The sequence below is a fragment of the Marinomonas atlantica genome (genome assembly GCF_001639725.1).
In the GTDB taxonomy this organism is placed as follows: Bacteria; Pseudomonadota; Gammaproteobacteria; order Pseudomonadales; family Marinomonadaceae; genus Marinomonas; species Marinomonas atlantica.
The window spans coordinates 234,131-256,091 of the sequence record NZ_LTAW01000001.1 but is presented as its reverse complement, the minus strand read 5'-3'; the positions used below and the strand labels follow the sequence as shown (position 1 = coordinate 256,091).

The 21,961-nt window shown below is 47.3% G+C and carries 22 protein-coding genes; 4 read left to right on the top strand and 18 right to left on the bottom strand.

Annotated elements, in window-relative coordinates:
* Window positions 1-28 precede the first annotated feature (28 nt).
* Complete coding sequence (locus AYW75_RS01220; RefSeq protein WP_067094222.1) at window positions 29-1,696, top strand: formate--tetrahydrofolate ligase; 1,668 nt, start codon at window positions 29-31, stop codon at window positions 1,694-1,696.
* 7 nt (window positions 1,697-1,703) lie between these two features.
* Here AYW75_RS01220 and AYW75_RS01215 read toward each other — a convergent pair whose 3' ends face one another.
* From AYW75_RS01215 to AYW75_RS01185, 8 genes are all read right to left on the bottom strand, one after another.
* On the bottom strand, window positions 1,704-2,108 hold the full coding sequence (locus AYW75_RS01215) for a DUF1801 domain-containing protein (protein WP_067094219.1): 405 nt from the start codon (window positions 2,106-2,108) through the stop codon (window positions 1,704-1,706).
* A 17-nt stretch (window positions 2,109-2,125) separates the two neighbouring features.
* Window positions 2,126-2,275 carry a hypothetical protein gene (locus AYW75_RS18730; RefSeq protein ID WP_156490789.1) on the bottom strand — a complete coding sequence of 50 codons (150 nt, stop codon included), beginning with the start codon at window positions 2,273-2,275 and terminating at the stop codon, window positions 2,126-2,128.
* 84 nt (window positions 2,276-2,359) lie between these two features.
* The gene (locus tag AYW75_RS01210) at window positions 2,360-3,850 is read right to left on the bottom strand and encodes a transporter substrate-binding domain-containing diguanylate cyclase (RefSeq protein WP_067094216.1); all 1,491 of its coding nucleotides are present in this window, start codon (window positions 3,848-3,850) and stop codon (window positions 2,360-2,362) included.
* A 415-nt stretch (window positions 3,851-4,265) separates the two neighbouring features.
* On the bottom strand, window positions 4,266-4,700 hold the full coding sequence (locus AYW75_RS01205) for an EVE domain-containing protein (protein WP_067094213.1): 435 nt from the start codon (window positions 4,698-4,700) through the stop codon (window positions 4,266-4,268).
* Window positions 4,697-5,062 carry a VOC family protein gene (locus AYW75_RS01200; protein WP_067094210.1) on the bottom strand — a complete coding sequence of 122 codons (366 nt, stop codon included), beginning with the start codon at window positions 5,060-5,062 and terminating at the stop codon, window positions 4,697-4,699. The genes AYW75_RS01205 and AYW75_RS01200 overlap by 4 nt, the downstream gene beginning before the upstream one ends.
* 77 nt (window positions 5,063-5,139) lie before the next feature.
* A complete protein-coding gene (locus AYW75_RS01195; protein WP_067094207.1) occupies window positions 5,140-5,838 on the bottom strand; it encodes a helix-turn-helix transcriptional regulator in 699 nt (232 codons plus the stop codon).
* Entirely contained in the window at window positions 5,835-6,314 is a 480-nt protein-coding gene (locus tag AYW75_RS01190) for an AAA family ATPase (RefSeq protein ID WP_231886122.1), read from the bottom strand. The genes AYW75_RS01195 and AYW75_RS01190 overlap by 4 nt, the downstream gene beginning before the upstream one ends.
* A gap of 95 nt (window positions 6,315-6,409) precedes the next feature.
* A complete protein-coding gene (locus tag AYW75_RS01185; RefSeq protein ID WP_067094204.1) occupies window positions 6,410-7,147 on the bottom strand; it encodes an NAD(P)-dependent oxidoreductase in 738 nt (245 codons plus the stop codon).
* 96 nt (window positions 7,148-7,243) lie between these two features.
* Between AYW75_RS01185 and AYW75_RS01180 the strand changes: the two genes are divergently transcribed.
* Window positions 7,244-8,122: a LysR family transcriptional regulator gene (locus tag AYW75_RS01180; RefSeq protein ID WP_067094201.1), complete on the top strand. Its 879-nt coding sequence runs from the start codon at window positions 7,244-7,246 to the stop codon at window positions 8,120-8,122.
* Window positions 8,123-8,204: 82 nt separating this feature from the next.
* Here the strand turns inward: AYW75_RS01180 and AYW75_RS01175 are convergent, their stop codons facing one another.
* A complete protein-coding gene (locus AYW75_RS01175; RefSeq protein ID WP_067094198.1) occupies window positions 8,205-8,396 on the bottom strand; it encodes a DUF3185 family protein in 192 nt (63 codons plus the stop codon).
* 359 nt (window positions 8,397-8,755) lie between these two features.
* On the opposite strand from AYW75_RS01175, the gene AYW75_RS01170 reads away from it, so the two are divergent.
* Entirely contained in the window at window positions 8,756-9,778 is a 1,023-nt protein-coding gene (locus AYW75_RS01170) for an alpha/beta hydrolase family protein (protein WP_067094195.1), read from the top strand.
* 47 nt (window positions 9,779-9,825) lie between these two features.
* Here the strand turns inward: AYW75_RS01170 and AYW75_RS01165 are convergent, their stop codons facing one another.
* The 9 genes from AYW75_RS01165 to AYW75_RS01125 all read right to left on the bottom strand — a co-directional run bounded on the left by AYW75_RS01165 (window position 9,826) and on the right by AYW75_RS01125 (window position 20,019).
* Window positions 9,826-10,512, bottom strand: coding sequence for a DUF4336 domain-containing protein (locus AYW75_RS01165; RefSeq protein WP_067094192.1), 687 nt, complete (start codon window positions 10,510-10,512; stop codon window positions 9,826-9,828).
* A gap of 44 nt (window positions 10,513-10,556) precedes the next feature.
* Window positions 10,557-10,904 (bottom strand): VOC family protein, encoded by a 348-nt coding sequence (locus AYW75_RS01160; protein WP_067094189.1) that lies wholly within the window; start codon window positions 10,902-10,904, stop codon window positions 10,557-10,559.
* Between the two features lie 115 nt (window positions 10,905-11,019).
* A complete protein-coding gene (locus AYW75_RS01155) occupies window positions 11,020-12,483 on the bottom strand; it encodes a P-loop ATPase, Sll1717 family (RefSeq protein ID WP_067094186.1) in 1,464 nt (487 codons plus the stop codon).
* A gap of 1,060 nt (window positions 12,484-13,543) precedes the next feature.
* Entirely contained in the window at window positions 13,544-14,272 is a 729-nt protein-coding gene (locus AYW75_RS01150) for a spermidine synthase family protein (protein WP_067094183.1), read from the bottom strand.
* A gap of 213 nt (window positions 14,273-14,485) precedes the next feature.
* Complete coding sequence (locus tag AYW75_RS01145) at window positions 14,486-14,812, bottom strand: hypothetical protein (RefSeq protein ID WP_067094180.1); 327 nt, start codon at window positions 14,810-14,812, stop codon at window positions 14,486-14,488.
* A 278-nt stretch (window positions 14,813-15,090) separates the two neighbouring features.
* Window positions 15,091-16,863 (bottom strand): ABC transporter permease subunit, encoded by a 1,773-nt coding sequence (locus AYW75_RS01140; protein WP_082856333.1) that lies wholly within the window; start codon window positions 16,861-16,863, stop codon window positions 15,091-15,093.
* A gap of 15 nt (window positions 16,864-16,878) precedes the next feature.
* Entirely contained in the window at window positions 16,879-18,411 is a 1,533-nt protein-coding gene (locus tag AYW75_RS01135; RefSeq protein ID WP_067094177.1) for an ABC transporter substrate-binding protein, read from the bottom strand.
* Between the two features lie 28 nt (window positions 18,412-18,439).
* Window positions 18,440-19,222, bottom strand: coding sequence for an ABC transporter ATP-binding protein (locus tag AYW75_RS01130; RefSeq protein WP_067094174.1), 783 nt, complete (start codon window positions 19,220-19,222; stop codon window positions 18,440-18,442).
* Window positions 19,219-20,019: an ATP-binding cassette domain-containing protein gene (locus AYW75_RS01125; RefSeq protein ID WP_231886121.1), complete on the bottom strand. Its 801-nt coding sequence runs from the start codon at window positions 20,017-20,019 to the stop codon at window positions 19,219-19,221. Before AYW75_RS01125 ends, AYW75_RS01130 begins: the two co-directional genes overlap by 4 nt.
* A gap of 282 nt (window positions 20,020-20,301) precedes the next feature.
* On the opposite strand from AYW75_RS01125, the gene AYW75_RS01120 reads away from it, so the two are divergent.
* Window positions 20,302-21,927, top strand: a complete 1,626-nt coding sequence (locus AYW75_RS01120) for a methyl-accepting chemotaxis protein (protein ID WP_082856332.1) — start codon at window positions 20,302-20,304, stop codon at window positions 21,925-21,927.
* Window positions 21,928-21,961: the final 34 nt, after the last annotated feature.

The following is a 21,961-nucleotide window of genomic DNA, read 5'->3' as shown; positions in this document are numbered from 1 at the left end:
AGTTGGTTTAGCCGTAGAGGTGAGCACTATGAATGACATCGACATCGCTCAAGCAGCGTCATTACAGCCGATCCGGCACATTGCCGAAAAGCTTGGCATTCCAGAAAGCGCTTTACAGCCATTTGGACACCACAAAGCCAAAGTCGACCTAGCCTACCTAAAAACACTCGAACACAAGCCTGATGGCAAACTCATTCTGGTAACGGGCATTACCCCCACCCCCGCAGGCGAAGGCAAAACGACCACGACGGTAGGGCTAACCGACGCACTCAACCGGCTAGGCCATAATGCCTCAGCGTGCTTGCGCGAACCAAGTCTTGGCCCTTGTTTTGGTATGAAAGGCGGCGCGGCTGGCGGTGGCTATGCGCAGGTTGTTCCGATGGAAGACATCAACCTTCATTTTACTGGCGACTTTCATGCTATCAGCACCGCGCACAACCTACTTTCGGCGTTAATCGACAATCATATACATTGGGGAAACGAGCTAGAATTCGACCAGCGTCGCATTGTTTGGCGACGCGTCATGGACATGAACGACCGTGCCTTACGTCAAATCACCTGCGCACTGGGCGGACCCAATAATGGCTTCCCACGCCAAGATGGTTTTGATATTACCGTGGCATCAGAAGTCATGGCGATCTTCTGCCTTGCTCGTGACTTAAAAGACTTAGAGCAGCGCTTGGGTAACATCGTCGTCGGCTACCGTCGCGACGAAACCCCTATTACGGCCAAAGAGCTTAAAGCCCCCGGCCCGATGTCGGTATTGTTAAAAGAGGCCCTAGCGCCCAACCTAGTACAAACCCTCGAGCACAACCCAGCCTTCGTTCACGGCGGCCCATTCGCTAATATTGCCCATGGCTGTAATTCGGTGATTGCCACTCGGGCCGCATTGAAATTGTCCGATTATGTGGTCACCGAAGCTGGTTTTGGTGCCGACCTCGGCGCAGAGAAGTTCATCGACATTAAGTGTCGCAGTGCAGGCTTAAACCCTGATGTGGCTATCATTGTCGCCACAGTAAGAGCCTTAAAAATGCACGGTGGCGTCAACAAAGAAGCGCTCGATACGGAAAACATCGACGCCGTTCGATCTGGTTGCGATAACCTGATTCGACACATTGAGAATATGAAGCAGTTTGACGTGCCTGTACTGGTCGCCATCAACCGCTTCACCACCGACTCTGATGCGGAGCTAGAACTGATCCGAGACATTGCCAAATCCCATGGCGTAAGAGCTGAGATTTGCTCACACTGGTCTGACGGCGGCGCAGGCACCGAAGCCCTCGCTCAGCAAGTCGTGCATGTAACCCAAACAGAAGAGTCTAACTGCCAGCCTCTCTATGATAACGACCTGAGCTTATGGAACAAAGTCCACACGCTTGCTACACGTCTATATCGCGCCGACGACATTACTGCCGACCAAAAAACACGCGACCACCTTAAAATGTTGGAGGAGTCAGGTTACGGTCATTTGCCCGTCTGCATCGCCAAAACACAATACAGCTTCTCCACCGACCCTTCGTTAAAAGGTGCGCCCTGTGGACATGTTGTACCGATTCGAGAAGTCCATCTGTCCGCAGGAGCAGGTTTTGTCGTCGTCGTTTGCGGAGACATCATGACCATGCCGGGACTACCACGAGAACCCGCCGCTAATCGCATTCGCCTCAATGAACAAGGCAATATTGAAGGGCTTTTTTGAAGCTCTTCTAGGCCCCCAAAAGAGGTAAATGCTTTCGCTGGTGATAGGTTAAAGCCAGCTCTAAGCAATGCTTGATCGCGAATTCAGGGATCGGTTGCCGTACGTCTAAGACAATGGCCCGATTACCTTCAAATACCAGCTCATCGCCGTGTAACGCGCGAAACGTGTCGACCAACTTGGTTTGGCAATGAAAGAACAAACAGTAATGCTGTGGCGATGTTGCTTTCCAATCCATACGAATCGGGCTGCCTGATTTCACACGGTAGCTCGGCTCACCCCATTTTAAAGACTCTTCGACCTGCCCAAGAGTCAGCGTATCAGCCAATTCATAGATATAACTGCGCAATGCTTCCAGACACAACCGAGCATCTTCAGGGTACTCATCAAACCGTTCTTGCACCGCTTTGTTCATTGTCATTGCCTTAGGGTTCACGCCACATTAAAAATGTGTTCACTATATAAACACTCTAACTCTTTGATATCGCATAGATCCACCACACGACCTAAAATGCGCTTGTAGTAGATAAGTTGTGCGATTGGCATCACCGATACATCAATGCCGTGATAAGGATATGCCATGTGTTTAACTCACGCTGACGTGGTCGAGGTACGAGGATTGCGCAAGCGAATTAAATACATGAGATAGAGCCTGAAAAGCAATGACTAGCCAGCGACAAGCTCTCGCGAAATTGCCACACGGTTACGGCCTGCTTTCTTAGCCTGATACATAGCTATATCCGCCCTATTTAGCAATTCATCAAACTTTTCAGAGCGCTCCAGGGACGCCAAACCGACACTGATTGTTACGCAATGCAAAGCATTATCGACACATTGGATAGGCTCATTTTCAACACGCTCCCTTAGTTGCTCTGCTACAGAGTGTGCGTCCATATCGTCAATCATAGGAAGGAGAATCACAAACTCCTCGCCACCAATACGACCGATATGACCAATATTTTTGGCCTTCAACACCTCACGACAGACGTTTACAACAGCTCTGATTACCCGATCTCCAACCTCATGACCGTATTGATCATTCACTTGCTTAAAGTGATCAATATCAATCAGCAACACACTAAAGAGCTGCCCTTCATCAAGGCACTTTTGATAATCAGTATGTGCGATTTCCAAAATAGCACGGCGATTATAGGTACCGGTTAACTCATCGGTCGTCGCGAGATTTTTTAGCTCTTCTTCTCTCTTTTTTTGCTCTTCAATTCGCTGAGTCAGCAGCTGCATTTTCACTGCAGATCTTTTTCGCCACCCCCAGCCAAATAGGACCAATAAAATAAGCACCAGAGCGCCAGCCATGGCGATTAACATATAATCCTTCGTGAATTTCCAGCCATCTGAAGAATCTAAATTAATCCAATAACGATATATATCTCGTTTCTGCAACGCGGTAATACTGTCTAGGCTTTTTTGCATAATAGACAACAACGGTGCCCAGTCATCTCTTACCGCGAAGCGTAAATTCCATTCAAAGCCCGACTCCCCGATTACTTTAAGATTTGTCAGACCATTTTTTTCAATATAGTAAATAGCCGCTGCGTTGTTAGCGACGATCGCATCAGCCGCCCCATAAGAGACCATCCGCAGCCCTGCCTCTATATCCGGTACACCTAACGCATTGAGTTGCGGGTAGTTCTCTTGCAAATGTTCATAGGATGCGTAATTTTCGATACCTACGACTTTTTTGCCTACAAGCGCCTCTATTCCGTCACCGGTATACTCTTGGCGTACAATAATCACCGCTGGCAAGCGTATATAAGGCTCGGTAAACTGCATATATTGACTACGTGATACAGTTTTCTCAGCAGCGCCCCACATATCTATTCCACGCGAGCGCCCTTCAGACATTACTTCACCCCAATCCTCAAGCTGGACGATCTCTAGCTTCTGTCCCAAGTTGAGTTGTTGATCGATTATTTTAATAAAGTCAGCCGTAATACCTTGATATTCGTTATCTTCATTAAAGAATTCAACCGGGGGAAAATTGGGGGCGGGTGCAAAGCGAATAACGGATTGTTGATCCAGCCAAAGTCGTTCATCAGCCGTTAAGATATCTTGCCCGTACAACATACCTGTCATACTGGATAGAAGCAGACATAAAAAACTGAACAAGCTTTTAGTCAAAAATCCACTTATCTTCATAACATCCCTATGAACAAAATATCCGTTGCTCAATTTACGAGCATTAAATAACCATTCCTTATAGTAATTCAATGACCTCCTATTGACCATCCCAGAAAAAGCACTCGACCTACAATTAACGACCAACTTAATGCAAACGCTTCAACATGCCTATGAACATGAATTTAAGTCGCGCATTCTTTAAAGCAGATAAGGCCAAAAACCTGATATCGCATAAGCGAATTGACCACCTTGGATCCAGCGATACAAGGTTTGTCTGACTCGGCTTATTAACGATATTTCGTATTGTTTAACTTGCGCTGACGCGTCGAAGCATGAGACTTGGCGCAAGCGAATTAAATACATGGAATAGAGCGGTACTAGAGGCGGGCTGAGGCAACTCTTTAACAGAGCTACTTTCCCTCGGCAGCGAGGTCTACAAAAGCGACGACGTCACTGCGAGGCCTTGATAGATGTGTTTCAAATCATCACGAGTGACTTCAAACAAGCCAAAGCGAAGCTGGTATCCCCAGTTAGGGGTCGATTTTGAGAAAGACAAATTTGGTAATAATGGCCGGATGGGCAACCGACCAACCTGAGACCATGCTACATCTCGTCGATAAGGTTTAAATTCAGGCGTTATCTCTACTTGATAGGGTTCACCCAGTTTGATCTGTCCAATGGCGGTAAACGCTTGTAGTTTGTCTTTTCCACCAAGTGTTTGAGTGGGCGAGTAATACGCCACCCAATCCCCTGCGTTTAAGCGCTTTAACGGCCCTGCTTTGCCATGGCACACTTGCATAAAGCCTTGCGCCACACCGATGGCGACATGATCAGCACTGGCGACGGCAACCCAGAACCGCGCGCTCATACAGACAGTCTCATCAAACGTAAGCGATGACCATCGGGATCAGTCATCATGAAAGTCTCGCCAAAGCTCAAGGTTTCAATGGGTTGGATCGGCTGCAAACCAAGTGACTGCCAACGACACCATTGTGCTTGCAGCTCATCTAGACTGTCGATGTTTAAGACGACTTCAGCGCCACCGGCCGAGGCGTTGGTCGTGGGGATAACTTTATCTTGTTGCCACAAACGCAAGGATTGCCCTGCGGGCGTGACAAACAACGCAAAATCATCGGACTGTCTGGTGGGCGACTGTTCGAGAATCTCGCTGTATAGCGCGACACTTTGGGAAAGAGATGCGACATAAAGCACAAAGCCATTTAACATCATATTAATACTCCATTCTGTATTGAGAAGAAGTACAGCATAAAACGCCTGTGCGTCAGTTTCTGTCAGCAGGGTTTTGCTTAAAACGGCAGCGGTTTAGGGATCTGTTGTTGCTCGTACCATTGATTCATCAGCGTGCGCCGAGCCGTTGGGTAACGCACCTGACCTTGAACAACTAAATCGTATAATCGATCCACACGAAAATGGCGGAAGTCTTCGCGCGCCTCACACCAAGCAATCAACATCAGCACGGTTTGAAAGTAACCCAGCGCCATCGGCCACACTACCCGCTGGGTACTACGCCCTGTTTGATCTTGATACTGAAACTCAATTTTGAATTCAGCTTGCAGTGCGGCACGCAAACGCGCCACATTAGTATCGTCCGCCAGAGATGCAGTAGGGCCAACTAATAGCGTGTTGTGCGTCACCTCATCGGCTAAATCGTCCGGCAACTCAGACAACACTTTGCCCAAACAAGACGCCGCACTGTGTGCCAACTCAGGGTCCGCTTGTCGGGTGACCCAGCGCATGCCTAATACCAATGCCTCTAATTCTTGTGACGTGAAATTTAGTGGCGGTAACCAAAAACCCGGTGCCATTTGATAGCCGACACCAGCTTCCCCTTCTATTTGTGCTCCTTGCTCTTGCAGGGTCGCAATATCGCGGTAAATACTGCGTACGCTGACATTAAGCTGTTGTGCTAATTGGCGTGCAGTTATCGGACGACGGCTTTGACGCAACAAGTCCAGCAAGGTTAACAAGCGCTTTGAGCGACTCACTTTATTGTTAACCCTTCATCAGCGGTTGGTGGCTGGAAGTATTGTGTTACATGATGAAAAACAGTTTCAGTATCAAACTGCGCTCGTTCTGGGGATTCAATACGACGCTGTCCGATCTGAGACAAACATTGCTCATCCGTAACGTCTAAAAACCAAAGTTCGTGGCTGCAATTCACTTCGTGACAAAGGGATACAAACCATGCCCTTTGCTTCACTGTATTGGCAGGAAAATCCATGACTACATTTACACCGAGGCTGAGTAGACTTTGAATGTGCTTTTTAACAAACGGTTTGATGAGATTTGAGTACTTAATATAGTCCTCAAATGTTTGAATTTGCATGGGGTAATGGGCTGCTAGCCATTCGTCTTCTGACACGAGAACGGAATGGTTATCTGCCGCAATGACCTTGGCTTTGGTCGATTTCCCCGCCCCCATTTTTCCACAGAAAAAAAACAACGTACTCTGATTTTTCACTTTGCCCCCATTTGCTCTAAAAGTTTGCTTTATTACCCTCATAATGTCCGAGATGACGAACAAAACCAACCCTTCAAAAGCGCCTCTACATCAAACTAAAACGATGAAAATGAAACGCATTTTTCATGTAAGTCAGCGGCGTTATACAACACTGGCCATTGGCCTCGCCAGTTCTCCCACGTTACTTCGTCTGTCAGCAACGTGCTCATAAAGTGTGCCACGTTAATTCGGCTTGTTTGACCAGTATCTGTAATTACACCTAACTGCGGTGAGGCAAAGGCCTTATAGTCAGTCACGTCATCATGATCAACCAAGTTATCAGGGCGGACAATGCACCATTCCAAATTCGAGTAGGTTTGGTTTTGCAACAATGCCGCCGCCAATTCATTGTCTTTATGGGGCGGTAAGATTTTACGCAATATCGAAATCACAGCACGATCCACTCGTTTAAATTGCTCATTGTTATGGATATTGATGACACCATTACTGCTCATCAACACCAAACGCATCGGTTTGTGCTGGGTTAATTCAACCAATCGCTGCACGGCGTCTCGAACCAGCGTTCGCGGCTGCCCCCAAATACCTTGTCGCGTTAGGTTATGGCCCAAGCAACATGCAATACCCTCAACTTCATTTAGTACTGCGTGTAATTCCTTATCAGGTATATCCAGCAAGCTACCCCGCTGAATTCTCATATTCCAATGGAAGCGAATATTGACAGGTAAAGTATTTGGATCACGAGCAAAACCAAATACCGTATGTCCATTTGCAAGCAGTTGAGACGCAAGCAGCCTACCCGTAGCACCAGTCAAACCTGCAATAAAAATTTTCATATCGAATTACTTGTCTCTTGGTTATGATTTGCTCACTATACGAATGCAAAAATGAAAGATACATGGCAAAAAAAACTAGAAGGTATGCATTAACGGATGGATAAAAACGCTTTTGATTGGAATCACGCGCGTGTGTTCCTGACTGTTGCCAACATGGGTTCATTGACCGCTGCAGCCGACGCACACGATCTCAGCCAGTCTACTCTAAGCCGACAAATGAGTTCGCTGGAAGCTCAGCTCGGGCTCACCTTATTCGAACGCATGGGCCGCGGGATTCAGGTAACAGAAGCAGGCCATCAATTAATTCGTTATATCGAGGTCATGCAAGAGGCGGCGACGCAAATTTCACTGAACGCAAAAGGTCAATCAGAAAGTTTGCATGGCTCCATCACCTTGGCGGTCAGTGAACTGGATGCGGCTTTTCGAATCCCTCCCATTGTGAAACGCATTCGTGAACAAGCACCCGAGCTACAATTGAACATTAAAGTGTCCAATGCAATGGCCAACCTCAAAACACATGAAGCCGACATCGCTATCCGCAATAAACGTCCCGAACAGGCTGACTTGATTACTCGCAAACTGGCAATGGAACCGATTGACGTATTTGGCACACAAGAATACGTGTCACAACTGGAGCAAACGGACTATAAAAATGTACAAATTATTGGCTTTGATCAACAAGAAGAAGTGATTGAAATTTTGAATCGGCGTGGCTGGTCAGTGGGTGTTGAGAACTTTCAAGTAACTACTGGCTTTCAATGGCTACATGTGGCGCTTGCTCGTCAAGGCAACTGTTTGGTCATTCTGCCAACAGACATTGGCAACAGCCTTGGGTTTAAAGCCGCGCGCCGGACTGCTCAACCTTTACTTGAATTGCCGATCTGGTTAGTCAGCCACCGAGAGCTGCGAACTAACCCGCGAGTGCGCTTTGTCTTTGACCAGCTTGCGACAGGGTTAGATTACAACGATGCTTAATCACTGCATAAGCCAAGCCTGCGTTTAGCTACGTTAGAGTCAGAAAAAATGTTGTTTCAACTGACTCTAACGAGCAGTCGACTTACTTGATTCTTAACAAGCCAATACCGACACAAACAGCACCGCCGACCATGCCTAGCCAAGCCTCAATAGGTGTATCGCCGCTCAAAGCTCGATCAATTTGTGACCCTGCAGCGTCATAAACATTGTATCCCCATAGAGCCAAAGCCGCGCCAACTGCGATCAATATAATCCCGATAATTTTATTATTCATAATAATTCCTCAGCCATAAGTGATGCTCATACATAAGCACCTAATCTGTTCGACGTAAGCGCTTTTTAAACAATACACGCTTCGCTCTTTGAAACACCATGATGGACAATTTAGGCTAATTCGCGCCTAGTTCCAAGGCTCTCACAAGCAGCTGGGGCCATTAGACATTTTTTTACTTGATGCCTAACCAATGCGACTCAATCGTGCTTAAAAGAATTACGATCATCATGATTTAGCACCGTTTTAATGTCCTATATCGAGTTTTAGGACGTCCTAAGTACGGTCTTAGGACGCACCCATGCTGTGTTTCACTCATAGTTGAGGCTACTTACCATGTTAACACTAAGGAGTCACCCGCGATGAAATACCTTTTAATCCTGATCAGTTTCTTGTTTGCTATGGAAGTGTCTGCCAACAGCCCGTCTTATCAAGTGGGCTTTACTCAAACTCAGATTGGCAAAGAGTCTGACCGCCCTGTGCCAGTAACCCTCTGGTATCCAACCGCAGATCAATCGCCTGTCACGCAAGTGGCTGAAAACAGCGTCTTCCTTGGTACATCAGTCATACAAGAAGCCACACCACAAGCTGGACACTTTCCGCTGGTACTGCTCTCCCATGGCTACCGTGGTAGTTGGCGTAATTTAAACTGGTTAGCAACGCGTTTAGTACAAGATGGCTACATCGTGGCTGGCGTCGACCACATCGGAACCACCTTTTATAGCCATGACAAAGAAGCGGCACAGCAATGGTGGCAACGACCACGAGACCTCACCCGCACATTAGATTGGCTGCTGGCGAGCCCCACTTGGCAAGACGCTATTGATCAGCACCGCATCAGTGCCATTGGACATTCCCTAGGTGGTTGGACGGTTATGTTACTTGCAGGCGCTCAGACCGACCCAGTGCAGCTGTTAGCGCAATACAACCGCTACCCTAACCCTAGAATCGCAGCCGTCATTGACGAGATGGACCTGACACAAAAAGCGCCTTCAGACGCATCGAATTTACAGGACTCTCGTATTCAAAAAGTCGTCTCACTGGACCTTGGTCTCGCACGAGGACTATCGACCGACAGCTTAAAAGCCCTCTCAACGCCAGCGTTACTACTGTCTGCCGGCATTGATATCGGTGACTTAGATGAGAAGCTGGAAACCGGCTTTTTGGCCGAGCACATTCCGCTTTTAAAACGTCGCTACAAAACCTACAGCGAGGCACTGCACTTTAGCTTTATGCAACTCTGCAAAGAAGGTGCAGAAGCCATTTTGGAAGAAGAGTCACCAGGAGACAGCATCGTATGCCGAGATGGGGAAAGCACACGCCCTGCACTTCACGATAACATGTACCACGATATTTCAGCGTTTTTGCAGCAAGACGTATATTAAAAAATAAGGGCCAAACGCGAGGCTGGCAGGGATTATTCAAGGGCTTGCTACAGTAACCATTTGAACGACCTTTGTAAGAACCTGTCCGTCTCTTCGCTGACAATTTCCCCATGAGCCATTACCAACCTTTGCGGGTTCCAAGACAACACTTTATTAAGGTGCTTTCGGGCTTTCGCCTTGCCAAAGATAAAACTCAAACGCCAATCCAAAGGTGTCTTGCCATTCGGTGCTAAGATACCCGCACCTTTTGCCACCACACGTTGGCAGCCGTTAAACTCATTACCCGAGAAGTTCTCTACCAAGTCCGTCACAATCAACGTACCTGAGCCTTGATGATAAAACACACACTCTTCCATCAATGGCGAGCCAGTAAACAACTCATGCTCAATGTCTGAATCCCAAGCATAACGTTGTGAATTATTCAGCGGCGCATGAAAAGACAAATCACTGCGTTTTTTCATTACCCCATCTGTGCCATAAACCTCTGCATCAGGGTAAGCCGCCATCCATTCAGGCAAGAACAAATGGTGCAATTGATTCGGCGCGATCAAATATTTAACGCCGCCCAAACTGTCCACCTGCGCCATAATGGACGCCGACAACTTGATCGGACTGTGAACCCAAAGATCGCCACTAGACAACCTAACCACCGTCATCCGCGTGGAATAAGGCAACCCAAAAAACGGCACAGACTCGCCATCAAAAATCCAAATATCATCGGCTAACTTCTTCATGTTCTTGCCATCCCATCAACGTTCAACGTGACATAATTGACTTGTTAACTGCTAAACTCAGTGACATGCCACAACTCCCCTGATGGCCCCCAAAGATAAATGACCTTTCCCCAAGGCTCCGATTTGATTGGCCCAAACCTGATATCAATGTCCCTTATCTTAGATATCACATCAAATGCCTCTTGAATATCTGACACGATAAGCTGAAGCATCAGATTTTTTGCCAACTCCTCATTGAAAAATCTTTGCAAAAAGAATGTACAAGGGCCCTTGCTAAAAATCGTTAAATCATCGCTGGCAGGCTCCATTTGAAACCCCAACGCCTTGTAGAAAGATTGGGATTCTTCGTAATCCTTACTCGGGATAAACACCCTTAAATCACTTGGTTGCATGATCGCCCTTTGGGGAGTTAACGCCGCCATAAGCGGTGAGTAACAGTTAGCTATAATAGAGCGAAGCGAAACGAGCTAACTGTAACGAATCCGACTTCATGGCCTTGTTAGCATTTTAGTACGCTTTTCCCTGTGTAACATTCAGGTAAAACCTATAGATAAAAGGAATTTTATATACTTTTTCATTTTTGGCAGTTTTCAGTTCAAAAAAACCTAACTCTGAAAGCTTATTTGCTTTTATGAGGGCCATATTAGTATCCACTCCCCAAACAGTGCATAGCGTTTCAACATTGTGTTCCGCTTTTTTATTTTCAAATGCAAGGATATCATCTTTAAATTCAGGGTACTCTGCAAAAAGTGTTCTTAAAATCCGTGTTTTAGATACCTCATAAGCTGCATTTTTTATTGCGACTTTACTTATAATATTTGGCTCTTCTACATTATTGTTTGCAATATCTTGTTCGTTTATTTCTTGCGATATCATTTCGTTATAATAGTGAATCAACTCTCTAGGTGGTGCGCTATTTAAACCATCTCTAATCCTACTTAGAACCCATTCGAAAGTTTCAGATTGTCTTTCTCCTACGTCAACCTGTTTCGGAAACATTTTATAATAAAAATCTTTTTGCTTATCATAGTCCGCCAATATATCTTTACTATCTACATTATATTGTTCGAGCAAAATAGTGTTTTGCAGGGCTCTACTTACGATCAAATTCAAAAGATTCCTGCTGTTCCATGATATTGTTATATCTCTATTAATATGGCTCGCCTCCCTAAATCCCTCCTGAGTAATTCTATTCCAAATATCATCTCTCAAAAATATTTTAAGGAAAATTGATTCATACTCCTCTAGGTCTCTATAAACCTTAAAAAGGGCTCTCAAAGCATTTTTTTCTAATTCAATACTTTGGTCAAACGCCACATCTAGTCGGTCACATAGAATCCACCCTACCTTCCCGATTTCACTAAGATATTCATTCAGTGTATCCAAAATTTCATCAACAGAGCTATATCCCTTGGTCTTTAATTCTTGATCAGGAGTATGAAATGTAATCTTCCCCGAAACACCTCCTTCTAACCCTAAACCTCCTTCAATACCTTCAACACGAGTTAGTTGTTTAGCAAATTTCTTTGCGCTAGCTAACAATCTCTTAATTGTGTTTTTTTCCTCAATCAATCCAGCGTCAACAAGCTTATCTGCGACTACCTTAGCAGATCCTTCACACATTTTATTTTCTATAAGCCAATTAACGATGAGCTGACAAAAATATACTTTCCAAAGTGTAATGAATTCATTTTCTTGAGTAGGAGGCTCACTAGACATATCAGAAAAAACTGTTTTACCTGTTGGCTTCTCTGCGGATATAAGAAAAACATCCCTTTCATATAAACTATTACTTTTATTCAGTAACAAAGTATATAAGGCACTTTTTCCTGCACCTTTACTACCGAATATGACATCAACCTCACCATTAAATAATTTCTTCCAAGCCTGTGTTTCAACGAAATATGTAGATAGAGCATTTGCTTCATTCTCAGCAACTTGATTACCAAAGTTTACTTCTTCCAAATTCATTTATATTCCTTACTTATCTGTATAACACTGAATGCTAACATTTTAATAGTGCGCATGCGCGTTTACACGGTATTGGATAGCTCAGAGAAAATGTTCTAACGATTTGTTTTAAAAACATTTTTCAGGCTTACCCAGTAACAACTAAAAACACAAATTCGAGCATGCGCGTTATAACAGTTTTCCACAGCACGCTATTCTGGCTGCAACATTGTTTAATTATTGATCTTAATACAGTTTCCTTAACGCTTCCATGACAAACCGCGAAGCTGAACGGCATTCAGATCATAAAAGTGTGCCTTGGATTTAATAAATCAAAAATAGACTGTATATAGAAACAATTTTTTAAACTTATCCACAAGAGGTCTAAGAGCTGTTGAAGCTATTTCTAATTGAGATTAAACCCTCGCAAAGCAAGGCCTTACAATAGAACAAAGCGGTCATTATGATCGCGGATACAATCCGCTCGTACGCGGTATTTCAGCGATGTTCCATGTTGTTTAATGAGCGCTGACGTGGCCGAGGCACGAGGATTGCGCAAGCGAATTAAATACATGGAATAGAGTCTGCAATAAGGTTAGTGAGCACCGAAACTGGTGCATTGCCAACCTAGAGGGAAGATTGTCTAGGTTGCGATGCGGTTTCCCTCGCGCAGCGAGGTCGTACAACTAAACAAAGCTGCCGCTTTGATCGCGGATACAATCCGCTTGTACGCGGCATTTTAGCGATGTTCCATGTTGTTTAATGAGCGCTGACGTGGCCGAGGCACGAGGATTGCGCAAGCGAATTAAATACATGGGATAGAGTCTGCAATAACGTTAATGCACGCCGACACTGGAGCATTGGCAACCTAGAAGGAAGATTGTCTATGTTGTGATGCGGTTTCCCTCGCGCAGCGAGGTCGTACAACTAAACAAAGCTGCGCTTTGATCGCGGATGCAACACGCTCATACGTATAAATAGCGATACTCCATGTTGCTTAATTCGCGCTGACGTGGCCGAGGCACGAGGATTGCGCAAGCGAATTAAACACATGGAATAGAGTCTTCAAAGCATTTTTTGCTTATCGAATCGGCCGTTTACAGACGTAGACCGAGTTGGTGGCGATGCCGCCTTGGAATGGGTTTTCAAACGGTACTAAGTGGGGTTCGACGGTTTCAAATACGGTTTTCAGTAACGCAATGAAGTCGTCTTCCGGTGGGTTCTGCGACCACATGGCGAATACGCCGTCTTCAACCAGTTGCTCTGCCATTAAGGTCAAGTTCGTGGTGGTGTAAAACCCAGCGTTGGCAGGGTTGAGGTATTCCGTTGGCGAGTGGTCGATGTCTAACAAAATCGCGTCAAACTTCTTGCCTGCCTGCTGCGGATCAAAGCCTGTCTCTGGGGACGTAGCTAAATCAAAGAAGCTGCCTAATACATAGCGATTACGAGGGTCAGCGTTAAGCACTTTGCCTAAGGGCACCATTTCCTGTTGATGCCAATGAATCACGGTTTCTAACGCGTCCACTACCAACAGCTCAGCAATGCGCTCATCGGCCAAGGCTGCAACCGCGGTGTAACCTAGGCCCAAGCCACCCACGACTACTTTTAGTTGCTCGCCTTCTACCTGCGCCAAACCCAGCGTTGATAATGCTTCTTCCGCCGCAACAAACATGCTCGACATCAAAAACTCTTCGCCCAGTTTCACTTCATAGATATCACGATCACCCAAAGCAGGGATACGGCGCTTACGCAGGGAAATCTCACCTAACGGCGACTCTTGGCTGTCCAGCTCTTCAAACAGAAGCGACATATATGTGATCCTAAAACAGGTAAATGGCCGACTAGTATACGCGTAATTTCAAATTCATACTTGAAGAGTCATAGCATGAGGCCTAAACACGCAAGGCATCCGCTCGTCAGGGAAGTGTTAGCAAGATGGCGTAAAGACAAGTGAGCGCGGTTTATACGAAAAAGCCCCATGGCGCATACCATAGGGGGCTTTTTAAAAAATCAGATCACTAAATTACTCTTGCGTAATTTTATTCCAGCCGTTCCAAAAACCTGGCGTTTGGTAGCAGATGTAGTAAGTGCCATCTTTTCCACCTTCTTTGGTGTAGGCAACCACTTGGATTTGGCCATTTGGATTGGTACACGCTTCAACGCGCGTTGCATTTTTCAGCGGTTCATTGCTGCCCGTATGACTACACGTGCCCTGTAAGGGCTGCGGCTTAGACCACTTGGTTTTACTTGAATCCTCAAGTTGCCATGTGTGCATCACTGTTCCGGATTCATCAATATAAAACGCTTCTACTTTAGAGTCTGCATTGGTCGCAATAACGTAATTTTCCATTGTTCATCCTTCCTATATTGATTGCCCCTACTCTTGTCGCTTTTCAGGTCGCGCGGCATTTTTGAAAGTTATGCTCTCTGTTCGTTGGTGTCCTGTTTAATCAGTTTCTAGCCAATCCATTTGACCAATATGAAAACCAAACTGTGTCCCTTCGAAACACCCTATGCATTTCACGTTAACGCACTCACTAGGGGATTCCAACAGAGTGCTCATTTCATTAGCACTATTTACTTTAATGCACGTTTTTCGCACGTTGATTAAGGGGCTAGCCAATACTCTTATCGGCGGTTACCAAATGCGCTGGCAGTGCTGACGGCCAAGACCGATAGCAATGCCAAGGCGCTTACAGGGGCTAAGACGACCCAGTAGCTGCGTTCAATATACGGCAAGCCTTCGGCTAAGATACGGCCCCACTCTGGGCTCGGTGGCATGGCCCCTAAGCCTAAGAAGCCCAGCGATGCGAGTGTGAGAGCAATCCCCGGCACTCGCAGCATGGCATGACGAAGTAACGGTTTAATCACGGCAGGGAACACGTAGAAGGCATTACGACGTATCATGCCGACACCAATCAACGGCAGCATTTGAATGTAGGGGCGCGCTTTGACTTCGGCGGTGAGTGCTGCCGCATGCGCCGCCAAAGGCGCCCAACTGACGATGATCACAGCAATGGACGCGCCGACTAATCCCGGTCCATAAACGGCTGCAACGAGCAAACCACTCAATATGGGCGGCAAGGCATTGGCGACTTCAATCGGTCCCGCCATTAGGCGTGGAAATTGACCAATCAAAAAACCAATCATCAAACACACCAACGCCACTAAGATCGCCAACACACAGGTATATAAACTGCCGTGCGCCAAACGCGCCAAGAGATCACGCCCCATGGCATCAGCCCCGAAAGGCAGTGCCATTGATGGCGCTTGCAAGCGCATAAACTCGACGGAGTAAGGGTCGCGCGGCAACCCTGCGAGCATGAGTGCCAGCAAGACAAATACACAAAACAGCGGCAGCAAGCGGGTGCTTTTTGACATTACCACGTCTGCTTCTTTGGGGATTGGCATTGCGCCTTGACGTAATGCTCGCCCCAGAATCATGGTTTTCAGAATATTGACCACCATGCCGACCAAGAAGGCAAACAGCAGCATTAATAGAATGCCCAACTGTAACGCCGGCACATCTTTGGCTATGGCCGCCCCTAAGGTTGCACGACCAATACCCGGAATCGCAAAGATCTTTTCTATGGCTACCGCGCTGCCCGTTAAAGCAACCACGGTTAAACCAATCATCGGCAAAACGGTCGCCAAAGCACGACGCACTACCGCCACTACAATATGCCAACGGCTCACGCCCGCGACACTCCACGTAGCCACCCACGCTTCGGTGAATACTTGGGCAATGTTGTCAGACAACAAACGCCCTAAATAGCCCCCAGCAGGGATGGCCAAAGCCAGCGCAGGTAGGACCACATACGAAATACCTTTCCAGCCATAGGTCGGTAACCACCCTAGCCAGACTGCACCCAGCAATAACAGCATCGAGGCCAGCACAAATTCAGGTAACGCCGTGAATGTCACCGCCAATATTCCGCTGCTGCGATACGCTTGACCGCGTAATCCACGACGAATGGTGGGCACACACAGCAACAGCGCAATCACAAACGCCGTACCGAGCGCGAAGCCCATCAGCGTTAGTGACACGCTCGCCGCTTGCAGCATATCGCCCAGCAAAGGCTTGCCGGATACCCATGATACGCCCGCGTCCCCATGGAACAAACCTTTGAGCCAATTGAACATCAGCACAATCGGACCTTGATCCAGCCCTAATGATTCACGAATGGCGTTTAAGGTTTCTTCGGTTGGGTTTTGTTCGGAGAAACGCGCCCGCAGCAAAGCCAATGCGGGGTCTTGCCCTGATAACCAAGGCAACATCGCCACCAACACCACAACGCCGGCTAATGACAGCAAACGTGAGCAAAGGGTAAACGCCGCAGAGCGGTCAAGGTCTAAGACCCTGCCCGCTGCGCTTAAGGTATGTCGTAAACGGATTTTCATAGAAGTGCTTAACGCTTATTCCGTCATCTCAGGTGAGACCAAGTGAGTGCGAGTTGAGATAATTAAACGCTCTCGTGGGTCAGCAATGGCATCACGCACACGCTTAGATTCACCTTGGATCACACGTTCATGCAACATTGGAATCGCCGCGTCAGTCGCTAAGATCAGGTTCTCAGCTTTCATAATGGCTTTTTGACGGGCTTCTCCAGCGGGCAACACTGCAGCGGCTTTGATGGCTTGGTCAATCGCAGGGTCACACAACTGAGCTAGGTTATACGAACCGTCACAAGTGAAATCGCTCGACATGTATGCCACGGGATCACCTAGGTCTAACATGGTCGCACGCGACAAAATAAAGGCATCAAATTTACCTGCTAACGCATCGGTTTCGATCTGCGAGTATTCGCGCACATCTTGTTTCACAGTGAAGCCTGCATCCGTTAGCTGTTGTGCTAAGTACACCGCCACTTCCGGTAATTCTGTGCGGTCAGTATACGTGCCTAAGGTAATCGTCACGCCATTCGGCTCGGCGGGTGTTACAGGATCAGCCACGGACTGGCGCAGTTTCGCGGCCCAAGGCAGTGCTGGCCCAAGCAGACCTACGCCGATGTCTGCGCGCGACTCGTAAACGTTGTCGATAAGCTGCTGACGATTGATCGCTTCACGCACCGCAGCACGCATGCCTGGGTTGGTCATGACGCCATTATGCGTATTCAAATACAGCGTATTGGTACGCGGCATCGGCACTTCACGAATCATATCGGGATCAAGCAAAGGCGCTTGCGAGACAGGGATGGCTTCTACAATATCGGCTTCACCTGAACGCAACGCCGATGCACGCGCGATGCCATCCGGTACAAAGCTGACATCGATACCCGGTGCTTGGGCTTTTTCACCCCAGTAGCCATCGAATCGATCAATGGTTGCAGTGCTCGAACCGTTAAGTTTGACCAAACGGAACGGCCCTGTGCCGGTACTCTCAGGGTTAATCGTACCGTTGTCAGCATAGGCACTCGGCGCCAACATGGTTAATTGCGGGCTGGTTAAACGCTGCGCTAACAATGGGTCGGGTTCTGCACTGCTGATGATAACGGCATTTTCACCGTCTGTTTTCACCGTCCAAGACACGCCATCTAAGATACGCGGTTTAGGGGATGCATTGATCGCAGCTTGCAACGCATTTTCAACGGCTTTCGCATCCAGCTTGGTACCGTCGTGAAACATCACATCATCACGCAAGGTAATGCGCCAATCGTTCGGTGTGAGTTGCTCCCATTGAGTGGCCAAACTGGGCTGTAAGTTGCCTTCCTTATCCAACAAAACCAAGGTCTCACCAACACTCCAGCGGGAGAATTTAAACGCATCGTCACTTAATGGCGACAAGCCCGTTCTCGGCGTAAGCAACATCGCCAGTTTAATACGTTCGTCTTGCGTGTCCGTCGATGTATTGGCTTGTGCGTTGATGTCATTGGCATCATCAAAACAACCGATTAGCACTGTCATAGACAAGGCTAGCGCGACCCACGGCCATTTTTTTACGTGTTTCATGGAAGTTTCCTTTGCGTTTATTAGGATATTAAGAAGGGGAATGCCAAGTATTGGCATGAATAGTCGGAACCGCCTCAAGAAGGCGTTGGGTATAAATATTGTTCGGTGTGCGCAGCGCTTCTTCGGTCAACCGATCCTCGATAATGTGACCTTGCTGCATCACCAACATGCGCTCACACAGACCGGACACCATAGAGATATCGTGTGTCACCACCAGCAAGCCCATGTGGTTCTCAGAGCAGACTTGATGCAATAGGCCTTTGATCTGCTCGCGAAGCGGCAGATCGAGGCCACTGGTCGGTTCATCTGCAAGTAGAAATTTGGGTTTGATGATCAAGGCACGAGCTAGCGCCACACGCTGAGCTTGGCCCCCGGACAACTCACTCGCCTTTTGCGTTAACACAGCATGCGGCAGCTCTACTTGCTCAATGGCGCGCTGTAACACCTGAGTATTGGGCGTGCCGAGTTTGAGGCGTTTCACCGGCTCTGATAGTAATTTCGCCACGGTTTGTTGTGGAGGCAGCGCTGTATGCGGGTCTTGTGGGATGTATTGCACCAATTTGCGATAGTGGTTCATTGGTCGCCATGGCTTGATGCGTATCGGCTCGCCTTCGCAATGAATCTGACCTGACTGGGCCTGAATCACGCCGAGTATCAATTTGAGCAAAGTGGATTTTCCGCAACCCGACTCCCCGACTAAACCGATGCGCTCTTGTTGACCGATATTCAGGCTTAGTTGATGAATGATATTGGACGCGCGGTCACGACCATAACGTAGCTTTTCCAGCTCTAGAAAAGGCACCTTACTCATGCGTTAACGGCCTTTTTTTGCGGTAATCTGGTATCACAAAAGACTTGTTGCGCGGCTTGCACTAAGCGCTGGGTATAAGGATGTTGTGGAGCATTCAGCAGATCTTGCAATGCTCCTTGTTCAACTATTTTTCCGTCTTGCATGACAATCGCACGATCACACAGTTGTGCAGCGACGCTGATGTCATGGGTGATAAATAGCAGGGATAATGGACTGCCATGCAGTTGTTCAGAATGAGAACACACATGGTCATCGCAGCATTGGCGTAACACCTTGATCACTTGCTGCTGACTTAACACATCTAACGCTGTGGTTGGCTCATCAGCCACCAACAAATTCGCGCCACTTAACAGAGCAAATGCGATGCATAAACGCTGACGCTGGCCGCCCGACAACTCAGAGGGCAAGCGTGTTAACAGGGACTCAGCGTCTTTCAACTGCATTTGTTTGAGCAATGCCAACAACTCATCGCGTGATTGTATATTGGTACTCAGCGACAATTGTTTACCCACACTCATGAGTGGGTTCAACGCGCTGAACGTATCTTGAAACACGGTAGCAACACGGGCTTCGGCACGACGCGCTAATACCGGCTGTCGTGCCACAGGCAAACCATTCACAATCACATCACCGGCTACCTCAATATACGGCGCTACCGTGCCGTTGATCGCGCGTGCAGTGAGCGACTTCCCCGATCCTGACGCGCCAATCAGACACACCCGCTCCCCTTCATACAACGAAAAGCTGATGTTATCGACCAGCGTTTTCTGGTCTAAAGACAGGGATAGATTACGCACTTCTAGTACGCATTTTGAGGCTGAGTGGTTAGATGACATGGTATGAGTGTATTAACGTGTTTTGATAATGTTATAACATATCAAAAAGAGCGTGTTTGAGAAAGACAGAATTACACTTATTTATATAACGAACACACTCCAATCTGCCTATTATTGAATAGGCCATAAAAAACGGATAACTGATCGCACAAAAAATAACCTCTTTTTGGTGTAAGAATGTCTGTATCTTGTTCGTATAAGGTTTAAGATCTAAATCTAACTAATCCGTGCGGGGAATAAATAATGGTCGTAAGCACCATCAAAGGAAAACTGATCGGCAGCTTTCTAGCATTGCTGATTTTACTATCGGTGATTACCAGTGTTGCCATTACTCGTATGCATAGCTTTACCAACAATTTAGAACAAATTGTTGAAGGCAAAGCGATGCTAGTTGAATCAAGCACTGAACTGACTAACCTTGCTGAAGGGCTGGCTAGCCGTTTATTACTGCTATTTGTTCTCGAAGAGCGCGAACAGCGCGTCGCCATTTATAAAGAAATTGACGCAAAGAACGCTGCCATGGATCAGCAAATAAAATCGATGCAGGCACTTGTCACGACGGCGGAGCATAGCCGCACTTTAAAGCGCCTAGCTGAACAAAAGACGCTCTACCAAGGTGCGCTACAGGCCACAGTAGAAGCTTTAGAATTTGGTGAATTGGCCGATGCAAGAACACAAATGGCCGGCAATACGCGCACTCAACTGGAACAATTCACCCAACAAGCGCTTGGCTTTGCCAATGAGCAGCGCCAAGCAATGACGGCTCAGCAACAAGCAGTGATAGCCAGCAGCGATCAAGCCATTTTCATCATGTTGGTAGTCGGTGTGTTAGCACTATTAGTTGGCTTACTGATGGCCACACTGATTACTCGCTCTGTCGTCTTACCAATTCAACAAGTAGGCCGAGTGCTAGACCAAGTCGCCAACGGGGATGTATCAAAGGTCGTCAATGTGGGCGCGTCTGGCGAATTGGCTCAACTGACCAGCAGCACTGAAAAAATGCGCCTTAGCTTGGTTCGGCTTGTTGGAGAAATAGATCAGAGCGTTAACAGCGTGTCACACTCTGCCACAGCGATCGGGAAAACCGTCAATACCGTTCGTGACGGCGCTCACGCTCAAGAATCGATGGTCTCAAGCATTGATTCATCGGTCAATCAGCTAAGTTCAGGTTCGTCTCAAATTGCCCAAAACTTGGGCTCGGCTAAAGATCAGGCACAAACAGCCCATCAATTAGCGCAACATGGCGTTCAAGTGATTAACTCTGCGTCGAAAGAAATCAATGGCGTTGCTAACTTTATGGCCGACAGTGCCTCTTCTGTAGCAAACTTAGAGCAGAGTGCAGCAAAGGTCACCGAGTTTGTCGATCAGATCCGAGAGGTTGCCGACCAAACCAATTTACTGGCACTGAATGCTTCCATCGAAGCCGCTCGCGCAGGGGAAACTGGCCGTGGTTTTGCTGTGGTTGCAGATGAAGTACGTAACCTTGCCAGTAATACAGCGCGCGTCACAGAATCCATCGACCAAGTTATCACGCAAATCAGCCAGCTGGCCTCGCAAGTGGCCAATGAAATGGGACAAGGGCGAGAGAAAATGCGTCAGGGAATCGATCAGATCGAGCAAGTAGTCACTCCTCTATCACAATTAGAGAAAGACTCGGCACTGGCCTTACAGAGTTTAAACGACCTCACCCATTTGGCGAATCAACAAGTTCAGGACGCAAGTAATATCAACCAACAGGTCCAAGCCATTGCAGACATCATCCACCGTAACACGCAAACCTCACAAGAGCTTGATGAATTAACTAGTGTGTTAAATGAAGCCGTAGGACAAAGCAAAAGCGCGACGTCGACCTTTTCTCTACCTAAGTAATCGATTGCCACTAGGGGCTAGGCATGGTGTCTCT